The sequence below is a fragment of the Streptomyces sp. TP-A0356 genome, from assembly GCF_001417775.1.
Classification (GTDB): domain Bacteria; phylum Actinomycetota; class Actinomycetes; order Streptomycetales; family Streptomycetaceae; genus Streptomyces.
On sequence record NZ_BBZJ01000016.1, the window covers coordinates 400,242 to 416,769 of the forward strand.

Sequence of the window (16,528 nt, forward strand, 5' to 3'; positions counted from 1 at the left end):
GGTCCGCCTTCCCCCTCGCATCGGGTGCCTCGACCGCAGTGAAACGCATATCGGCGCCGCTCGGCAAAGGCTGCACCGGTGACCGTTGTCATGTCCGATAATACGACCGCTGACCTGCGCAAACGCGGCGACGACGGGACCGGTGCAGCGGCGCTCACCGGCACCGGCTGTGGCAGTGGCACTGGCACTGGCACTGGCACTGCCACTGGCACCCAGCGCGTCCGGCGGCCGGGGGCCTTGTCACATTCCGATGGAGCCGTCGATGCGCTCCCGTAGCAGGTCCGCGTGGCCGTTGTGGCGGGCGTACTCCTCGATCATGTGGATGAGCACCCAACGGAGCGACACCCTGCCGCGCCAGGAGTCGTGACCGTCGACGCCGAGATGGGGCGCGCCCGCGACGAAGGCCTCGGCGAAGGCGATCTCGGCGCGCCAGGCCGCCCAGGCTTCGGCGACGACCTCCGGGTCGGGCACCGCGCCGGAGAAGTCGGCGTCGGGGGCGGCCGGCGAGGAGAACAGGGGCGGCGCGTCATGGCCTGCGAGGACCCGCCGGAACCAGCGGCGTTCGACGTCGGCCAGGTGTCGCAGCAGGCCCAGCAGCGAGAGCGTGGACGGCGTGACGGAACGCTGCGACAGATCCGTGTCCAGGCCCGTGCACTTGAGCTCCAGCGTGGCGCGCTGGACGGAGAGGAAGTCGACGAGGAGGGTGCGTTCGTCGCCGGTGGCGGGGCCGAGGACACGGGGATCACCGTCGGCGGGGACGAACATCTCCGCTCGTCTGCGAGGAGTGGCCATGCCCACCATCATGGGGCACCGGGTGCGCGCCTCAGCCGGTACATCGGCTCGTGTACCGGTCGACCAGGTCGCACCAGCCCGCCTCCACGCGCTCCAGCGTCATCCCGCGGCGGGAGAGCAGGTGGTCGATGAGCACCGTCTCCAGATAGCCGAGCATGGTGTGCGCGGAGAGCTCGATGTCGCTGTCCGCCCGCGCCTCGCGCAGCAGCATGCAGACGTGGGCCACCCGGAACTGGTACGCCGGGCTCGTGCGGCGGCGGCCCGGCTCGGCGTGGGCGGCCAGATAGAGGTCGCGGTGGGCGTGCTCGTGGCGGATGACGGCCGCACCGAAGGCGCGCAGCCGCTCCACCGCGGACGCTCCCGGCCCCAGCGGCGGCGGCCCCGACAGGAACGCGGCCTGGAGCTGCTCCTCGTGATGACTGAGCAGCGCCACCAGCAGGCCCGTACGGTCGCCGAACCGCCGGAAGACGGTGCCCTTGCCGACCCCCGCGCCACAGGCGATGTCGTCCATGGTCACGTTCGCGATTCCGCGCTTGGCGGCCAGACACGCGGCGACCTCCAGCAGACGGGTGCGGTTGCGCGCGGCGTCGGCGCGCAGCTGGGGCGTATCGCCGGTCGGCATGAGGGCGAGGTCGGTCACCCGGCCTGGATCGTGGTGCGGCACGGGAAACGGCGCGAACGGGTCGGTCATGGTTTCCAGCCTAGCTCGAAAGGAAGACAATCGGACCCTGGTCCGGTTACCCTGTCACACGAAGTGGACCACGGTCCGCTTAAAGTGGTACAACATTGAACGGACTCGCCCTGGGTCCGTTCCTACTGATCTCACACCCCCCGGAGACTTGACATGTCCGTCCGTATCCTCGCTCTCGTCGGCAGCCTTCGCGCCGGTTCCCACAACCGTCAGCTCGCCGAGGCGGCCGCGAAGCACGCCCCCGAGGGCGTCGAGGTCGTGCTCCACGAGGGCCTGGGCCTGATCCCCTTCTACAACGAGGACATCGACGTCGAGGGCAGCACCCCCGAGGCCGCGACCGCGCTGCGCACCGCCGCCGCCCAGGCCGACGCGCTTCTCCTCTTCTCGCCCGAGTACAACGGCACCATCCCGGCCGTCCTGAAGAACGCGATCGACTGGCTGTCCCGTCCCTACGGCGCCGGCGCGCTGTCCGGCAAGCCGGTTGCCGTCGTCGGCACCGCGTTCGGCCAGTACGGCGGCGTGTGGGCGCAGGACGAGACCCGCAAGGCCGCGGGCATCGCGGGCGCCGCCGTCGTCGAGGAGGCCAAGCTGTCCATCCCCGGCTCCATGACCCGCTTCGCCGAGACCCACCCGGCGGACGACAGCGAGGTCGCCGAGGCTCTGACCAAGGTCGTCGAGCAGCTCTCGCAGGCCACCCCCGCCGCCGCCTGATCTCCGGGACCGGGCCGAGACCGGCACGGCTGTGGGCCAGGACCCTCCGGTCCTGGCCCACAGCCGTTCACGCGGGTCCGCCGACGCGCCCTCAGTCGTGCACCGGGCGGTCGGTGAGCCGGTGGTCGGCCAGGCTGAGCGCCTCGTCCACGACCCGGCGCAGATGGCCGTCGCGCAGCGAGTAGACCACGCGGCGGCCTTCCTTGCGCGTGTCGACCAGGCCCGCGAGCCGCAGTCGCGCCAGATGCTGGCTGACGGCGGGCCGAGCAGCGCCACACGCCTCGGTCAATGTCGAGACGTCGGCCTCACCATGGGTCAGGGCGTGCAGCAGGGCGAGTCGCGTACGGTCGCCGAGCAGGGCGAGCAGCTCGGCCGCGAGCGCGAACTGCTCCTCGCCGGGCGCCCAGGGGTGGCCGACGGGCGCGCCGCCCCTGTGCGGCTGCGCATCCTGTGCAGGTGATAGGTGCATGCGTGCGCTCATATGCACATAATGGCTCCGTGGATGCGGACGCGTCCACCGCCGCGTCGCGGAAGGGGTGCTTTCGAATGGGACGGGCACGCGCGGAGAACGAGGACGGCCGGGCGCTGGCGTACGGCCATGATCACTCTCATCGGCATCACCCCCTGAACGCTCATCACCGCCGTCACGACCACGACCACGACGGCGGTCATCCGCACCCCCGCGGCCGCCTCCCCCGCCTCCGCCACCTCCGCCCCCTACTCACCCCTCACTCCCACGAGACCGCCGACAAGCTCGACCCGGCGCTGGAGTCCTCCGCGCGGGGCATGCGGGCGTTGTGGGTCTCGCTGGCCGTGCTCGGCGGGACGGCACTGACGCAGGCGGTCGTCGTCGTGCTCTCCGGATCGGTCGCGCTGCTCGGCGACACCGTGCACAACGCCGCGGACGCCCTGACGGCCGTGCCGCTCGGCATCGCCTTCGTGCTGGGGCGACGGGCGGCGACGCGCCGTTTCACCTACGGATACGGCCGCGCAGAGGACCTCGCCGGAATCGCGATCGTGCTGACGATCGCCGCGTCGGCGACCTTCACCGCCTGGAGTGCGGTCGGACGGCTGCTGGATCCGCGCCCCATGCAGCACATCCCCGTCGTCGCCGTCGCGGCGGTCCTCGGCTTCGCGGGCAACGAGTGGGCCGCCCGTCACCGTATCCGCGTGGGCCGCGCGATCGGCTCCGCAGCGCTGGTCGCCGACGGGCTGCACGCGCGTACCGACGGATTCACCTCACTCGCGGTGCTGGTGGGCGCGGGCGGCGCGGCGCTCGGATGGCAGCTCGCCGATCCCCTCGTGGGGCTGGCGATCACCGCCGCGATCGTCCTGGTGCTGCGGGACGCGGCGCGCGAGGTGTTCCGGCGGGTACTGGACGCCGTCGATCCCGCGCTGGTGGACCGGGCCGAGCAGGCGCTGCGGGCGGTGCCGGGCGTGCGCGGGGTGGGTGAGCTGCGGCTGCGCTGGATCGGACACCGGCTACGTGCCGAGGTGGCTGTCGTGGTCGACGGCGAGGTGAGCGTGCGCCGGGCGCACGACATCGCGGTCGAGGCCGAACACGCCCTGCTGCACGCGGTCCCGAGGCTCACCGCGGCCCTGGTCCACGCCGATCCGGCCCCGGGGCCGGGCGAGTCGGATCCCCACCTGGCCCTGGCTCACCACGCCCGTGCGCGGGCCTGACAGGGCGGTGCGAAACACCGGGCCAGGGGCCCGTCCCCCCACGCCTCACCCCGGGCCGGGGCCCTGTCACGGCTCGGGCACCGGACCCGGGCACGGCCGTCAGACGCCCAGCCCCTCCACCACGACCGCGTTCGCCAGCTCCGCGAACGCCGTCCCCGGCACCAGCAGCTTGCCCCGGCGCCGGCCGCTGCCGACCAGCGCGTACGGCAGGTCGACGACGGCCGAGTCGACCAACACCGGCCAGGCGCCGGGCAGTCCGATCGGCGTGATGCCGCCGTACTCCATACCGGTCTCCCCCGTCGCCACCTCCATCGGCGCGAACGAGGCCTTGCGGGCGCCGAGGTGGCGGCGCACCACCCCGTTCACATCGACCCGGGTGCCGGAGAGGACCACACAGGCGGCCAGTGTCGTCTCGCCGCCCCGCTTGCCCGCGACCACGACGCAGTTGGCGGACCGGTCGAGCAGTTCCTTGCCGTAGTGCTCGAGGAAGACCGCGGTGTCGGCCCACTCGGGTTCGGTGTCGACGTAGACGATCCGGTCGGCGGGCACGCTGCCGCTCCAGCGGCGTACGGCGTCCGCCACCGGGCCGATCAGCTCGTCCAGGCAGTCGGGGGCGGCGATGGCGTGGTCGAATTCTCCGATGGGTGCACGCATGACCGCACGCTAACAGCCGTACACCGGCTGCCGGACGGGCGTATCAGCGCACGGGCGGCACCGAGACCGCCATCACCATCTCCATCGGTACGTCGCCGTCATTGCCGTACGTGTGCGGGGTGTTGGCCTCGAAGGAGGCGCTCGCGCCGGTCGGTACCCGGTACTCGACGCCGTCGACGGTGAGCGTCAGCTCGCCCGCGGTGACATGGACCAGCTCGACCGTGCCGACGGGGTGCGGGTCCGAGGGGCTGCGGTCCCCCGGCATCAGCCGCCAGTCCCACATCTCCAGTGGGCCGGGCGCCTCCGTGCCGGCGAGCAGGCGGTTGTAGCTGCCGGCGTCGGTGTGCCAGAGGCGTACCGCCTGCTCGGCCGGGACGATGCGGACCTTCGGGCCCTGCTCGTAGTCGAGCAGGGTGGTGACGCTGACGCCGAGCGCGTCGCCGATCTTGACGACCGTGCCGATGCTCGGGTTGGTGCGGGCCTGCTCGATCTGGATGAGCATGCCGCGGCTGACTCCGGCCCGGGCGGCGAGCGCCTCCAGCGTGAAGCCCCGCTCGGTACGCCAGCGTTTGACGTTGCGGGCCAGGGACTGGGTCAGCAGGTCGAGATCCGACACATTCCGTCCAATATTCTGTATGACAGAGTTAAGTGAATTGCACTATGGTGGGGTGCACCTGATCGTTCACTGAACTGTACTGCGAGGCGGCCATGACAGCACTCTTCGCCCTGGCCACCAGCCTCCTGTGGGGTCTGGCCGACTTCGGCGGTGGGCTGCTGACGCGACGGATGCCCGCTCTGACGGTGGTCGTCGTCTCGCAGGCCATCGCGGCGGCGATGCTCGGCGCGATGGTGTTCGCCACCGGCGGCTGGAGCGAGGCGGGACCGCGGCTGTGGTTCGCGTTCGCCGCGGGGCTGATCGGGCCCATCGCCCTGCTCTCCTTCTACCAGGCGCTCGCACTGGGCCCGATGGGCGTCGTCTCCCCGCTCGCCACCCTGAGCGTGGCGGTCCCCGTGGGCGTCGGGCTCGCCCTCGGCGAGCGCCCCGGGCCGCTGCAGGCCGCCGGCATCGCCGTCGCCGTCCTCGGGGTCGTGCTCGCGGGCGGCCCCCAGCTCAGGGGCGCACCGGTCCAGCGGCAGGCGATCCTGCTCACACTGGTGGCGGCGCTCGGCTTCGGCACGGTGTTCGCGCTGATCGCGGAGGCGTCGACCACGGTCACCGGCCTGTTCCTGGCGCTCTCCGTGCAGCGCGTCACCAACGTCGCCGCGGGCGGCGCCGCCCTGTACGTCGCCGTGCGGCGCGGCACCGAGGCCCTCCCGGAGGAGGGCTTCCCCTGGCGTTCCCTGCCCGCCCTCGCCTTCGTCGGTCTGGCCGACGTCGCCGCAAACGGCACGTACGCGATCGCCGCCCAGCACGGCCCCGTCACGGTGGCCGCCGTGCTCGCCTCGCTCTACCCGGTGGTCACGGCGCTTGCCGCGCGCGGCTTCCTCAGCGAGCGGCTGCGCGCGGTGCAGGCGGCGGGCGCCGGCCTCGCGCTGCTCGGCACGGTGCTCCTGGCCACCGGCTGACTCATGACTCGGCCGTCTCGGCGTCCAGCTCCGCGAGCCGGGCGACGGCCTCCTCGTCCAGCTCCGACAGCGCCAACAGCTGCTCCGGGGTGACCCCGTCGGGGATCGGCACCGGCGCGGGGGTCCTCAGCGGCGGCTGCCACCCGGCGTCGGGCGTCCAGCGCCGCACGACCCGCGCCGGGGCCCCGGCCACCACCGCGTGGTCCGGCACCGCGCCCCGTACGACGGCGCCGGCCGCCACCACCACGTTCCGCCCCATCCGCGCGCCCGGCAGGATCACCGCGCCGGTCCCGATCCAGCACCCGGGACCGATCTCCACCGGCTCCATCCGCGGCCACTGCTTGCCGATGGGCTGGTGCGGGTCGTCGTAGGAGTGGTTCGTGGAGGTCACATAGACGTACGGCCCGAAGTAGCAGTCGCTGCCGATCGTGACCGTCGTGTCGGCGATGACATGGCTGCCCCGGCCGAGGACGACGCCGTCGCCGATGCGCAGGATCGGGTCGGGGCCGAGGTCGAGGTCGGGCATCAGCCCGGCGGTCAGGGTGACCTGCTCGCCGATGATGCAGTGCGCGCCGAGGTGGATCCAGGGTTCGCCGAAGACCGTGCCGAGCGGGAAGGCGAGTCTGGTACCTGTTCCCATCGCACCGAAGCGGAAGCGCCCGGGGTGCTCCGCGGTGACGGACCCCGTGCGCTGCGCCCAGGCCCAGCCCGCGTGGACCGCGCGTTGCGCGAGGCCGCGACGCCATGATGAGAACGTGTTCTTGCTCCTGGGCACCCGCACACGGTAATCGGCGCGGGGAGCGCTCATGGGACCGTACGGCTGTGATCTTCGCCCCACCGATGGCGTAGCGTGGCGGCGAGGCGAGCACGAGGAGACGGCAATGACGCACAAGGCGCTGATCGCGGGCATCGGCGGCAAGGATCCCAAGGTGGATCACGAGGCGTTCGCGGCACCTACGTCCGTCGTGATCGGGGATGTGACGCTGCACGCGGGCGCGAGCGTCTGGTACGGCGCGGTGCTGCGCGGCGACGTCGAGCGGATCACCGTGGGGGCGAGCAGCAATGTGCAGGACAACTGCACCCTGCACGCCGACCCGGGCTTCCCGGTCACGATCGGCGAACGGGTCTCCGTCGGGCACAACGCCGTCGTCCACGGCGCGACCGTCGAGGACGACTGCCTGATCGGGATGGGCGCCACGGTTCTCAACGGCGCGGTGATCGGCGAGGGCTCACTCGTCGCGGCACAGGCGCTGGTGCCCCAGGGCATGCGGGTGCCCCCGGGCTCACTCGTGGCGGGCGTACCCGCGAAGGTCAAGCGGCAGCTGACCGACGAGGAGCGCGAAGGCATCACGGTGAACGGCACGATGTACGCGGAACTCGCCCGGGCACATCGTGAGGTGCACGACTAAGAGCTCCGATTGGGAGTCCGATAAGAGCTCCGAACAGTGCGAGTGCGTACCAGGCGCCGCGAGCGACCGCGGCGCACCCGCGCCCTTGCCTACTCTCCGGCCGGAACCGCTTCCGCTTCGGCCTCCCGCTGCGCGGCCCCCGCCCTCTTCGCCTTCCGCCTGACGATCAGCATCGACGCGAGCCCCACCAGCACCGCCGCCACCAGCCCGACCCAGGAGAACTTCTTCAGCCAGGACTCGGCGACGACACCGACGTAGTAGATGACCGCCGTGGTGCCGCCCGCCCAGATCACACCGCCCAGGAAGTTGGCGATCAGGAACTTCCAGTACGGCATCCGCAGCACACCGGCCAGCGGGCCGGCGAAGATCCGCAGCAGGGCGACGAAACGGCCGAAGAAGACCGCCCACATGCCCCACCTCTCGAAGGACCGCTCTGCCGTCGCGACATGGCCCTCGCTGAAGTGCTTCGGGAACCTCTTCCCGAGCCAGGCCAGCAGCGGCCGTCCGCCCTTGCGGCCGATCGCGTAACCGATGGAGTCGCCGACGACGGCTCCGGCGCTGGCGCAGGCGCCTAGGACGACGGGGTTGACACCGGAGTGCTGCGAGGACAGCAGCGCGGCGGAGACCAGGACGATCTCGCCCGGGAGCGGGATGCCCAGGCTCTCCAGACCGATGACCAGGGCCACCACGGCGTAGACGGCGACGGCGGGTACCGTGTCGAGCCATTCCTGGACGTGCACTGCCGGTTCCTCCCCGATCCGCATCCGTGTCCTGCCGGCACGCCCGGTCCGGCGTCCCCCGGGCAGCCTACCTGCTCAGCCGGATCCGGCGGCGTCCCACAGTGCGCACCGGTGTTCCCGCTCACATCGAGGCCGTGCCGGGTCGAGCGGGCGCTCAGCTCGTCGTACGCGAACGTCGTGCACGAGAGTCCGGGTCCGAACGGGGACAGCGGTCGCGCACCCCACGCGTCGTACCAGCGGTAGCCGACGTGGATGCCCTCCGAGTACTCCTCGGTGCCGTTCACGCGATGACGGAGTCCGCGCCGCGCCCTTGGCCGAGGCCGGGGCGCACGAGCGAAGACAGATGTGTGATGCATTCAAGCCAGAAGGAAAGCCGAAGCGGCCCTCTTCAAATATTCGCGTCCCACGGCCGGTTGATAGTTCAATGGCCCCGCTGCAATACTCCGCATCCGACCCCGTCGACATCCCTGGACAGGGCCGCCCCGACCTCCCGAAATCCCGAGAACGGGGACGTCACGAACCCCCCACAAAGTCCGCACAGAATCCCGGCTTCAGCTCCCAGGAGTTCCGGATGAGCCATTGCCCTGGAGAACCTGACCACCGCTCATCTCTCTGACCTGCTCCGAAGCCGACGCCCGGAGTCGGCCGCCGCCTGGATCGCGTTACACGGCAGCAAAAGAAGGTGCGTCATGACCGGATATCCGCCGCAACACGCCAACTGGCCTCCCTCCCCCGCCACGACATCCGGTTCCGAGAGACCGCCTTCCCTGTACGAACATCCCGAATTCCAGTCGATGCGCGGCGCCTTCCGCGCCTTCGGGGCCATCGCCGTGACACTTGTCGTGGGCGGATTTCTGCTGTACGTACTGCTGTCCAGTTTCGCCCCCGGCGTGATGAACCAGCCCCTGGCCGGCCACCTCACTCTCGGTCTCGCCCAGTTCGCCGTCATGGCCCTCGCGGTATGGCGCTACACCGTGCACATGCGCCGGCGTGTCGACCCGGTGGCACGACGGCTGCGGGCCGAGCTCGACCGGATGGAGGCCGGCCGGGATCGCGCCCCGTGGGAGAGGCCCCCCATGCCGCGGGAGAGGAGGTTCCCCGCGTGGTGACGGTCTCCGCGAGCCCTGTGAACCGATTCAGCCTGCAGCTGACGTTCCTCCTCTTCCTCTCCGTCGTCGTGGTCACCCTGTTCACGGCACTGCTGACGGCCCCTCAACGCGACGAGATCAGCGAGTTCTACCTCGGCAACCGGAACATGTCCCCGCTGCGCAACGGCCTGGCGATGTGCGGTGACTACCTGTCGGCGGCCACCCTCCTGGGCAGTACGGGCCTGGTCGCGCTCACCGGTTACGACGGTCTGCTCTACCTCGGGGGGACCACCGTCGCCTGGATGACGGTGCTGCTCGTCATCGCCGAACCCCTGCACAACTCCGGCAGGTTCACACTCGGCGACACCCTGGCACTGCGCCTGCCCCGCCTCCAGCGGCCGGTGCGCCTCGCCCTCGCCGTCTGCACGCTGACCATCACCACCCTCTACCTGGTGGCCCAGCTCGTCGGCAGCGTCGCCCTGCTGACCCAGTTCGTCGGCGAGCCCAGCCGGACCACCCGCACACTGTGCGTGGTCGTCATCGGCACCATCGTCGTGGTGTACGCGGCACTCGGTGGCATGCCCGGCGCGACCTTCATCCAGGTCGTCAAGGCCGTGATGCTGGTGTCGGGCGTGGCGATCACGGCGGTCGTCGTGCTGACCCACTTCCGGTGGAACGTCGACGCGCTCCTGTCGGCCGCCGCGCACAACAGCGGGCTGGGCCGGCGCTTCCTGGAGTCCGGGCTGCGCTACGGCGGCGGCACCGCGAGCAAGCTCGACTTCTTCAGCCTGCAACTGGCGATCGTGCTCGGCCTGGCCGCGCTTCCCCATGTGGTGATGCGGCTGCTCGCCCCGCGCACCAACCGGGTGCTGCGCACCTCGGTCGTCTGGGCGATGGGCCTCGTCGGCTTCGTCTGCCTGGCCGCGGGCATCCTCGGCCTCGGCGCCACCGCGATCGTCGGACGGGAGGACATCGCGCGGATCGACCCCAGGGGTGACGCGGCCGTCCTGCTGCTCGCCCAGTCCATCGGCGGCGGCGTGCTCACCGCGCTGATCTCCTGTCTGGCCTTCGTGACGCTGCTCGCGGTCGCGGCCGGGCTCACCCTCGCCGCCGCCACCTCGCTCGCCCATGACCTCTACGGCGAGGTCATCCGCAAGGGCAGGGCGTCCCAGGCCGAGGAGCTCGGCGTGGCACGCATGGCGGCGGCCCTGATCGGCGTCCTGGGCATGCTGCTCGCCCTGCTGCCGTGGCACATCAGCACGGCGAGCCTGGCGTTCCTCGCCTTCGCCATCGCCGCCTCCGCCATCCTGCCCGCCCTCGTCTACAGCCTGTTCTGGCGGCGCTTCAGCGGGCACGGCGCGCTGCTCAGCCTGTACGGCGGCCTGATCTGCTCCGTGCTCCTCGTGGTGTTCTCCCCCGTGGTCTCCTCCACCCCCACCTCGGTCTACCCCGACGTCGACTTCGCCTGGTTCCCGTTGCAGAACCCGGGAATCGTCTCGATCCCCGTCGGCTTCCTCCTCGGCTGGCTGGGCAGTGTTCTGAGGCCCCATCAGAGAACGTCCGGATACGAGGAGTTCCAGATACGTTCGCTGGTCGGTGCCGGGCCGCGCTGACCGGCGTCACCGCACCGACCCGCTCACCGCACCACGACGCCGCCACCACGACGTCCCGTTCCGGACGCTGCCCCACGCTCTTCGGAAAGGACCAACCCCCCATGCACAGGCGCACGTCGACGAATCCACTAAGGGTCGTGGCCGCCGGAATGACAGCCACGGCCGCGCTCGCGGTCTTCGGCACCACGTCTCACGCGGAGCCCGCGCCCGCGACGCGAACCACCACGGCCACCGCCTCCGCCGCGCGGTCGCCCGGCCGGTGTCCCTCACGGCATTCGACCCGACCGCCTACCCCTGGAGGGACGCGGGCGGCCCCCTCCGGTTCGACGGCCACGGCTACCCCCGGCGCTCCTGCACGTCGTTCGCCGCCTGGGCGATCCGCGCAGACGGACGCCCTCACCGCAAGTCCCCCCGACTTCCTTGGCGAGCCCGGTCCTGGACCGGCGCCATGACCAGCGCGGTCCCGCACGTCGGTGACATCGCCCAGTGGGACCCGGGCGTGCGGGGGGGGCGGCGAGGGACATGTGGCGTACGTCGCGGCCGTCGGCGACGACGGGACGGTCACCCTGCACGAGTACGGCTGCGGGAGCGCGTACAACGACTTCCGGCCGGACTCCCTGAGCATCCGCACCACGTCGGCGTCGGACCCCAGCCGGTGTCTGCGCTTCTGACGCGGGCCGCGGTGGACACCGAAGGGCTCCGGCCGGAACCCTTGGGCATGGGGTGTGCGGGCGCCGTCAGCCGTTGGGGCGCAGGGTCCACACCACCGTCATCTGTCCCGATACCACGCCGTCCCCGCGCTGGATGGCGATGGAGACGGGGAACTCGGGGCGCCGGCCGGCGTCCAGTTCGGCGACGACCTCGGCGGCTGGGCGGCCGAGCGTGGCGGTCGCGGTGACCGGGCCCATGGCGAGCTTCTTGTACGCGATCTCGGCGCTGACGGCGAGCGGAACGGCCCTGGACAGCTGATCGCCGAACGCGGCCAGCACGATGGCGCCGCTCGCCGACTCGCCCAGCGTGAACATCGCTCCCGCGTGCGGCCCGCCGACGTGGTTGTGGAAGTCGCTCTGGTCCGGCAGGGCCACGACGGCCTTCTCCGGCGTGGTCTCCAGGAACTCCAGGTTCAGGGTCCTGGCCATCGGCACCGTGGCGGCGAGCATCTCGCCGATCGACATCTGGTCTGCGCTCATGCCGCGATGTTACCCATGAGTAGCTGCCCGTGGCCAGGGCCGTGCGTTGATCGCCGTATCGTTACGGCGGAGAGCAGCCGTCGGGGGGCGGGCGGAGCCCGCAGCAGCCCGCGGCCGGACAGCAGACGAATCCGTACCAGCAGCCCGGGTACCACCAGCCGAACCCGTATCGGCAACCCCAGCCGTGGAACGGGTCACCGCAGCCGACCGCCGCGCCCGGCCCTCCGCCCCCGGGCGGTGGCGGCCGGAACCGGACGATGCTCGTCGCGGTCGCCGCCGCGGCGGCCGTCGTGGTCGCCGCCACCGCGACAGGCTTCCTGCTTCTCGGCGGGGGCAAGGACCACAGGGGGGACCCCGGGCCCACCACGTCCGGCTCACCCACGCCGAGTGCGAGCAACCCGCGGGGCACGGACGGCGAGCACGCGACGGTCAAGGGCTGGAAGGCCGTGGTGAACCCGCAAGCGGGCATCGCGTTCGACGTTCCGCCGCAGTGGGCACTCATGTCGACCAGCTGGGTCACATGGGTGTCGGAGAACGGGGACCCCGAGGACAAGCCGCTGATCGCCATGCGGGCCCCGGCGTTCCTGAAGCAGCAGTGGTGCGCCTCGGACGCGAACAGGGACGGCACGAACGAGTACTCGCCACTGGCCGCCGCAGGCTCCAAGGTCAACAACGGTGCCAGGAGCACCGAGGAGATAGCGGGCGCCGACCCACGGACCTGGGTCTACGGACAGTACACCCAGCCCGACAAGGCGAAGGTGAAGTCGGGTGCCGTGGAGTCCTTCACCACGCAATCCGGCATCACGGGCACTTTGGGCACCGCCTGGTCCGTGGGTGTGGAGAAATCGCAAAAGTGCGCGACGGACGGCAAGGCGTGGACATTCGCCTTCAAGAACGCCCAAGGGGACCTCGTCTCCTGGTCGTTCTTCGGCGCCAAGGGCGTATCCGAGGAGGTACCGGACGCGACGGTGCGCAGGATCGCGGCCACCGTACGGCTCTACAAGGACTCGTCCGGGTCCTGAACACCCCGCATCCGGTACGGGTCTGACGAAGGGCAGTGACCCAAACGTGTCACAGGCGGCACTAGGGTTACTGCCCATGTGGCCAGGACAGCAGCCGCCCGGGGGCGAGCAGAACCCGCAGAACCAGAACCCCTACCAGCAACCGGGGTACCAGCAGCCGAACCCGTACCAGCAGCCGGGGTACCAGCAGCCGAATCCCTATCAGCAGCCGGGGCAGCCGCAGTGGGGCGCGCCCGCGCCCGCGGGAGCGCCCCAGCCGCCGAGCGGCGCAGGCGGCGGGAACCGTACGAAGGTCATCGCGATCGCGGCGGCCGCCGCCGTGGTCGTGGCGGCGGGCGTCACCGGCGTCGTGGTTCTGGGCGGCAACAAGAACGACAACGCCAACGGCGGCGGCAAGAACGCCACGACGTCGCCCAGTGCCTCGCACAGCTCGACGGCCTCGGCCTCCGCGACCGACAACCCTCGCAACGGTGCGGCGGACAAGCCGACCATCCCGGGCTGGAAGGTCGTCGTCAATCCCAAGTGGGGCACCGCCTTCGACGTGCCGCCGGACTGGGACGTCAAGGAGCCGGACTTGATGATCGGTTTCGAGGACCACAACGCCCAGGCCGGCGCCAAGCCCCTGATCACCATGTCCGCGCCCGCGTACCTCAAAGAGGACTGGTGCACGTCCGACGACAGCAAGTCCGGCCGGGTCGACAAGACGGCCCTGGCCGCGGTGGGCACCAAGGGTGCGAGCGGCGCCAAGAACACCGATGAGGTCGCGGTGAACCAGGTGGCCTGGTGGGTGTACGGCGGCTACACGCAGCCCGACAAGAAGAGCGTGACCTTCGAGAAGAAGGCGAAGCCGTACAAGACCGCGGCCGGCATCGAGGGCAGCATCGCCTGGGCCCGCTCCAAGAACACGCCCCAGAAGGGGAAGTGCGCGAGCGACGGCAAGGCCATCACGTTCGGCTTCAAGAACTCCGCGGGCGACTTCGTCGCCTGGAACCTCTACGGCGCCACGGGTGTGAAGGACGAGCTTCCCGACGCGACGATCATGAAGATCCTCAGCACCGTACGCCTTCACGGCGACCCGACGTCGTCCTGAGCCCGCCCGCCGGGTACCACGGCGGTCGTGGCGCCCGGCGGACCGACGGCCCGGTCAGCCGATCGTGAAGGCGCCGTCGGGGGGTTCGGGTGACGGGACGGCGTTCTCGTCGTGGACGGGTTCGGCGCCGCCCATGAAGTCGCGCAGCGAGGCGCCGTGTTCGACACGGGCCGGGAAGGCGTCCGCGGCGGTGCGCCGGGCGAGGAGGGCCGTGTCCAGCGGGTGGTGGGCGGCGATGAGCACGGCGTTGCCGAAGCGGCGCCCGCGCAGCACGCCCGGCTCGGCGATCAGCGCCAGTTCCTGGAACACCGCCGCGAACGTGGCGAGTTGGGAGCTCAGGAAGGCGAAGGGCGCGGCGTCGGCGAGGTTGGCCAGATAGATGCCGTCGGCGCGCAGCACCCGCCCGGCGGCACGTGCGTAGGCGACCGTCGTCAGATGGGCCGGGATGCGGGAGCCGCCGAAGACGTCCGCGATCAGGATGTCGGCGGAGTCCGGCGGAGCCGCCTCCAGCCAGGCGCGGGCGTCGGCGGCGTGCAGGGTGATACCGCTGTCGGCGGGCAGCGGCAGATGTTCGATGACGAGGTCCAGCAGGCCCCCGTCGGCCTCGACCACGTCCTGCCGTGAGCCCGGGCGGGTCGCGGCGAGATAGCGCGGCAGGGTGAGCGCTCCCCCGCCGAGGTGCAGGACATCCAGCGGACGCTCGGGCTCCTTCACGGTGTCCAGCACATGGCCGAGCCGGCGAGCGTACTCGAACTCCAGATGCGTCGGCGCGTCCAGGTCGACGTACGACTGCGGCGCCCCGTCGACTGTCAGCAGCCAGGCGCGCTCCCGGTCCACGTCGGGCATCAGCTTGGCGGTCCCGTGATCGACGGAACGGGTGACGGGTATGGGCTCGTTCACGCGTCCATTGTGCGCCGCACCGCGAGACGGGTGTGCCGGCCGCGCCGCCGCGAGGAGTGGGGGGGCCGAGTCGCCCCGGTGCTGCGCCGCGTGGGCGCGACCAGCCACGAACGGCTCGCGGCTGCCCGCGCCCCTCGGCCCCCTTCCTCACCCGGCGCTTCTTCGGCCGGGCACCGTCAGTCGACGGATGTCACCGTGCCCGCGCCGATCGTCCGGCCGCCCTCGCGGATCGCGAAGCCGAGGCCGGGCTCCAGCGGGACCTCGCGGCCCAGCTCGACCGTCATGGTGACCGTGTCGCCGGGCCGGGCGACCGCCGTCTCACCGAGGTCGACATCACCGACCACGTCCGCGGTGCGGATGTAGAACTGCGGCCGGTAGCCGCTCGACACCGGGGTCGTGCGGCCCCCTTCGCGCGCCGACAGGACGTACACCCGCGCCGAGAACCGGCGGCTCGGCACGACGCTGCCGGGCGCCGCGACGATGTGCCCGCGGCGCACCGCGTCGCGTGGCACCCCGCGCAGCAGCAGCGCCACGTTGTCCCCGGCCTGCGCCTCCGTCATGGGCTTCCCGAAGGTCTCCAGGCCGGTGACCACGGTCTCCACAGCGGCGCCCAGCACCTCGACCCGGTCACCCACGCGCACCGTGCCGCGCTCGACGGCGCCGGTGACGACCGTGCCGCGGCCGGTGATCGTGAGCACGTTCTCCACCGGCAGCAGGAACGGCGCGTCCACGTACCGCTCGGGCATGGGCACATAGGTGTCCACCGCGTCGAGCAGCGCGTGGATCGCCGCCGTCCAACGGGGGTCGCCCTCCAATGCCTTGAGCCCGGAGACGCGTACCACCGGTACGGAGTCGCCGGGATAGCCCTGCGCGGTCAGCAGGTCCCGGACCTCCAGCTCGACGAGGTCGGCGAGCTCCTCGTCCCCCGCGTCGGACTTGTTCAGGGCGACGACGATGTGGTCCACACCCACCTGCCGGGCGAGCAGCACGTGTTCGGCTGTCTGCGGCATGATCCCGTCGAGCGCGGAGACGACGAGGATCGCCCCGTCGAGCTGCGCGGCCCCGGTGACCATGTTCTTGACGTAGTCGGCGTGGCCCGGCATGTCCACGTGCGCGTAGTGCCGGGTGTCGGTCTCGTACTCGACGTGCGCGATGTTGATGGTGATGCCGCGCGCCGCCTCCTCCGGGGCCCGGTCGATCCGGTCGAACGGCACGAACGTGCCGGTGCCGCGCTCGGCGAGAACCTTGGTGATCGCGGCGGTCAGGGTGGTCTTCCCGTGGTCGACGTGCCCCATCGTGCCGATGTTCACGTGCGGTTTGGTGCGCACGTATGCCGTCTTGGGCATGGCTGTACCTCGAAGTCTCTTCAGTGGTACCGA

Annotated in this window: 19 protein-coding genes; 9 read left to right on the plus strand and 10 right to left on the minus strand. The window is 71.4% G+C overall.

The genetic code is table 11. The features are described from left to right. Window positions 1-240: 240 nt before the first annotated feature. Both ASC56_RS12675 and ASC56_RS12680 read right to left on the minus strand, forming a co-directional pair. Window positions 241-792 carry a DinB family protein gene (locus ASC56_RS12675; RefSeq protein WP_079102479.1) on the minus strand — a complete coding sequence of 184 codons (552 nt, stop codon included), beginning with the start codon at window positions 790-792 and terminating at the stop codon, window positions 241-243. A gap of 31 nt (window positions 793-823) precedes the next feature. Beyond that, window positions 824-1,483, minus strand: a complete 660-nt coding sequence (locus ASC56_RS12680) for a TetR/AcrR family transcriptional regulator (RefSeq protein ID WP_055491418.1) — start codon at window positions 1,481-1,483, stop codon at window positions 824-826. 153 nt (window positions 1,484-1,636) lie between these two features. On the opposite strand from ASC56_RS12680, the gene ASC56_RS12685 reads away from it, so the two are divergent. After that, window positions 1,637-2,194, plus strand: a complete 558-nt coding sequence (locus ASC56_RS12685; protein WP_055491419.1) for an NAD(P)H-dependent oxidoreductase — start codon at window positions 1,637-1,639, stop codon at window positions 2,192-2,194. Window positions 2,195-2,285: 91 nt separating this feature from the next. On the opposite strand, the gene ASC56_RS12690 is transcribed toward ASC56_RS12685, so the two are convergent. Next, window positions 2,286-2,675, minus strand: coding sequence for a metalloregulator ArsR/SmtB family transcription factor (locus tag ASC56_RS12690; RefSeq protein ID WP_055491420.1), 390 nt, complete (start codon window positions 2,673-2,675; stop codon window positions 2,286-2,288). Window positions 2,676-2,740: 65 nt separating this feature from the next. On the opposite strand from ASC56_RS12690, the gene ASC56_RS12695 reads away from it, so the two are divergent. Beyond that, entirely contained in the window at window positions 2,741-3,877 is a 1,137-nt protein-coding gene (locus ASC56_RS12695; protein WP_079102459.1) for a cation diffusion facilitator family transporter, read from the plus strand. A gap of 99 nt (window positions 3,878-3,976) precedes the next feature. Here ASC56_RS12695 and ASC56_RS12700 read toward each other — a convergent pair whose 3' ends face one another. After that, on the minus strand, window positions 3,977-4,531 hold the full coding sequence (locus ASC56_RS12700) for a YbaK/EbsC family protein (protein WP_055491421.1): 555 nt from the start codon (window positions 4,529-4,531) through the stop codon (window positions 3,977-3,979). Window positions 4,532-4,574: 43 nt separating this feature from the next. Further along, a complete protein-coding gene (locus ASC56_RS12705; protein ID WP_055491422.1) occupies window positions 4,575-5,147 on the minus strand; it encodes a helix-turn-helix domain-containing protein in 573 nt (190 codons plus the stop codon). Between the two features lie 92 nt (window positions 5,148-5,239). On the opposite strand from ASC56_RS12705, the gene ASC56_RS12710 reads away from it, so the two are divergent. Beyond that, window positions 5,240-6,097 carry an EamA family transporter gene (locus tag ASC56_RS12710; RefSeq protein ID WP_055491423.1) on the plus strand — a complete coding sequence of 286 codons (858 nt, stop codon included), beginning with the start codon at window positions 5,240-5,242 and terminating at the stop codon, window positions 6,095-6,097. Between the two features lies 1 nt (window position 6,098). On the opposite strand, the gene ASC56_RS12715 is transcribed toward ASC56_RS12710, so the two are convergent. Further along, a complete protein-coding gene (locus tag ASC56_RS12715; RefSeq protein ID WP_055491524.1) occupies window positions 6,099-6,872 on the minus strand; it encodes a DapH/DapD/GlmU-related protein in 774 nt (257 codons plus the stop codon). 106 nt (window positions 6,873-6,978) lie between these two features. Between ASC56_RS12715 and ASC56_RS12720 the strand changes: the two genes are divergently transcribed. Then, complete coding sequence (locus ASC56_RS12720) at window positions 6,979-7,506, plus strand: gamma carbonic anhydrase family protein (RefSeq protein WP_055491424.1); 528 nt, start codon at window positions 6,979-6,981, stop codon at window positions 7,504-7,506. Between the two features lie 89 nt (window positions 7,507-7,595). Here the strand turns inward: ASC56_RS12720 and ASC56_RS12725 are convergent, their stop codons facing one another. Next, the gene (locus tag ASC56_RS12725) at window positions 7,596-8,246 is read right to left on the minus strand and encodes a DedA family protein (protein ID WP_055491525.1); all 651 of its coding nucleotides are present in this window, start codon (window positions 8,244-8,246) and stop codon (window positions 7,596-7,598) included. Between the two features lie 689 nt (window positions 8,247-8,935). Between ASC56_RS12725 and ASC56_RS12730 the strand changes: the two genes are divergently transcribed. The 3 genes from ASC56_RS12730 (at window position 8,936) to ASC56_RS40575 (ending at window position 11,618) form a co-directional block, all read left to right on the plus strand. Then, window positions 8,936-9,355 (plus strand): DUF485 domain-containing protein, encoded by a 420-nt coding sequence (locus ASC56_RS12730; protein ID WP_055491425.1) that lies wholly within the window; start codon window positions 8,936-8,938, stop codon window positions 9,353-9,355. After that, window positions 9,349-10,947, plus strand: coding sequence for a cation acetate symporter (locus tag ASC56_RS12735; RefSeq protein WP_055491426.1), 1,599 nt, complete (start codon window positions 9,349-9,351; stop codon window positions 10,945-10,947). The genes ASC56_RS12730 and ASC56_RS12735 overlap by 7 nt, the downstream gene beginning before the upstream one ends. 524 nt (window positions 10,948-11,471) lie before the next feature. Continuing rightward, window positions 11,472-11,618: a hypothetical protein gene (locus tag ASC56_RS40575; protein ID WP_159039638.1), complete on the plus strand. Its 147-nt coding sequence runs from the start codon at window positions 11,472-11,474 to the stop codon at window positions 11,616-11,618. 66 nt (window positions 11,619-11,684) lie between these two features. Here the strand turns inward: ASC56_RS40575 and ASC56_RS12740 are convergent, their stop codons facing one another. After that, window positions 11,685-12,122 carry a DUF4442 domain-containing protein gene (locus ASC56_RS12740; RefSeq protein ID WP_055491427.1) on the minus strand — a complete coding sequence of 146 codons (438 nt, stop codon included), beginning with the start codon at window positions 12,120-12,122 and terminating at the stop codon, window positions 11,685-11,687. Window positions 12,123-12,394: 272 nt separating this feature from the next. Here ASC56_RS12740 and ASC56_RS12745 point away from each other — a divergent pair, with 272 nt between their 5' ends. Together ASC56_RS12745 and ASC56_RS12750 are read left to right on the plus strand one after the other, a co-directional pair. Further along, complete coding sequence (locus ASC56_RS12745; protein ID WP_055491428.1) at window positions 12,395-13,159, plus strand: hypothetical protein; 765 nt, start codon at window positions 12,395-12,397, stop codon at window positions 13,157-13,159. Between the two features lie 76 nt (window positions 13,160-13,235). After that, a complete protein-coding gene (locus tag ASC56_RS12750; protein WP_055491429.1) occupies window positions 13,236-14,249 on the plus strand; it encodes a hypothetical protein in 1,014 nt (337 codons plus the stop codon). Window positions 14,250-14,303: 54 nt separating this feature from the next. On the opposite strand, the gene ASC56_RS12755 is transcribed toward ASC56_RS12750, so the two are convergent. Beyond that, window positions 14,304-15,149: a spermidine synthase gene (locus ASC56_RS12755; RefSeq protein WP_107309238.1), complete on the minus strand. Its 846-nt coding sequence runs from the start codon at window positions 15,147-15,149 to the stop codon at window positions 14,304-14,306. Window positions 15,150-15,325: 176 nt separating this feature from the next. Beyond that, window positions 15,326-16,495 carry an elongation factor Tu gene (gene tuf / locus ASC56_RS12760; protein WP_055491430.1) on the minus strand — a complete coding sequence of 390 codons (1,170 nt, stop codon included), beginning with the start codon at window positions 16,493-16,495 and terminating at the stop codon, window positions 15,326-15,328. Between the last annotated feature and the right edge of the window lie 33 nt (window positions 16,496-16,528).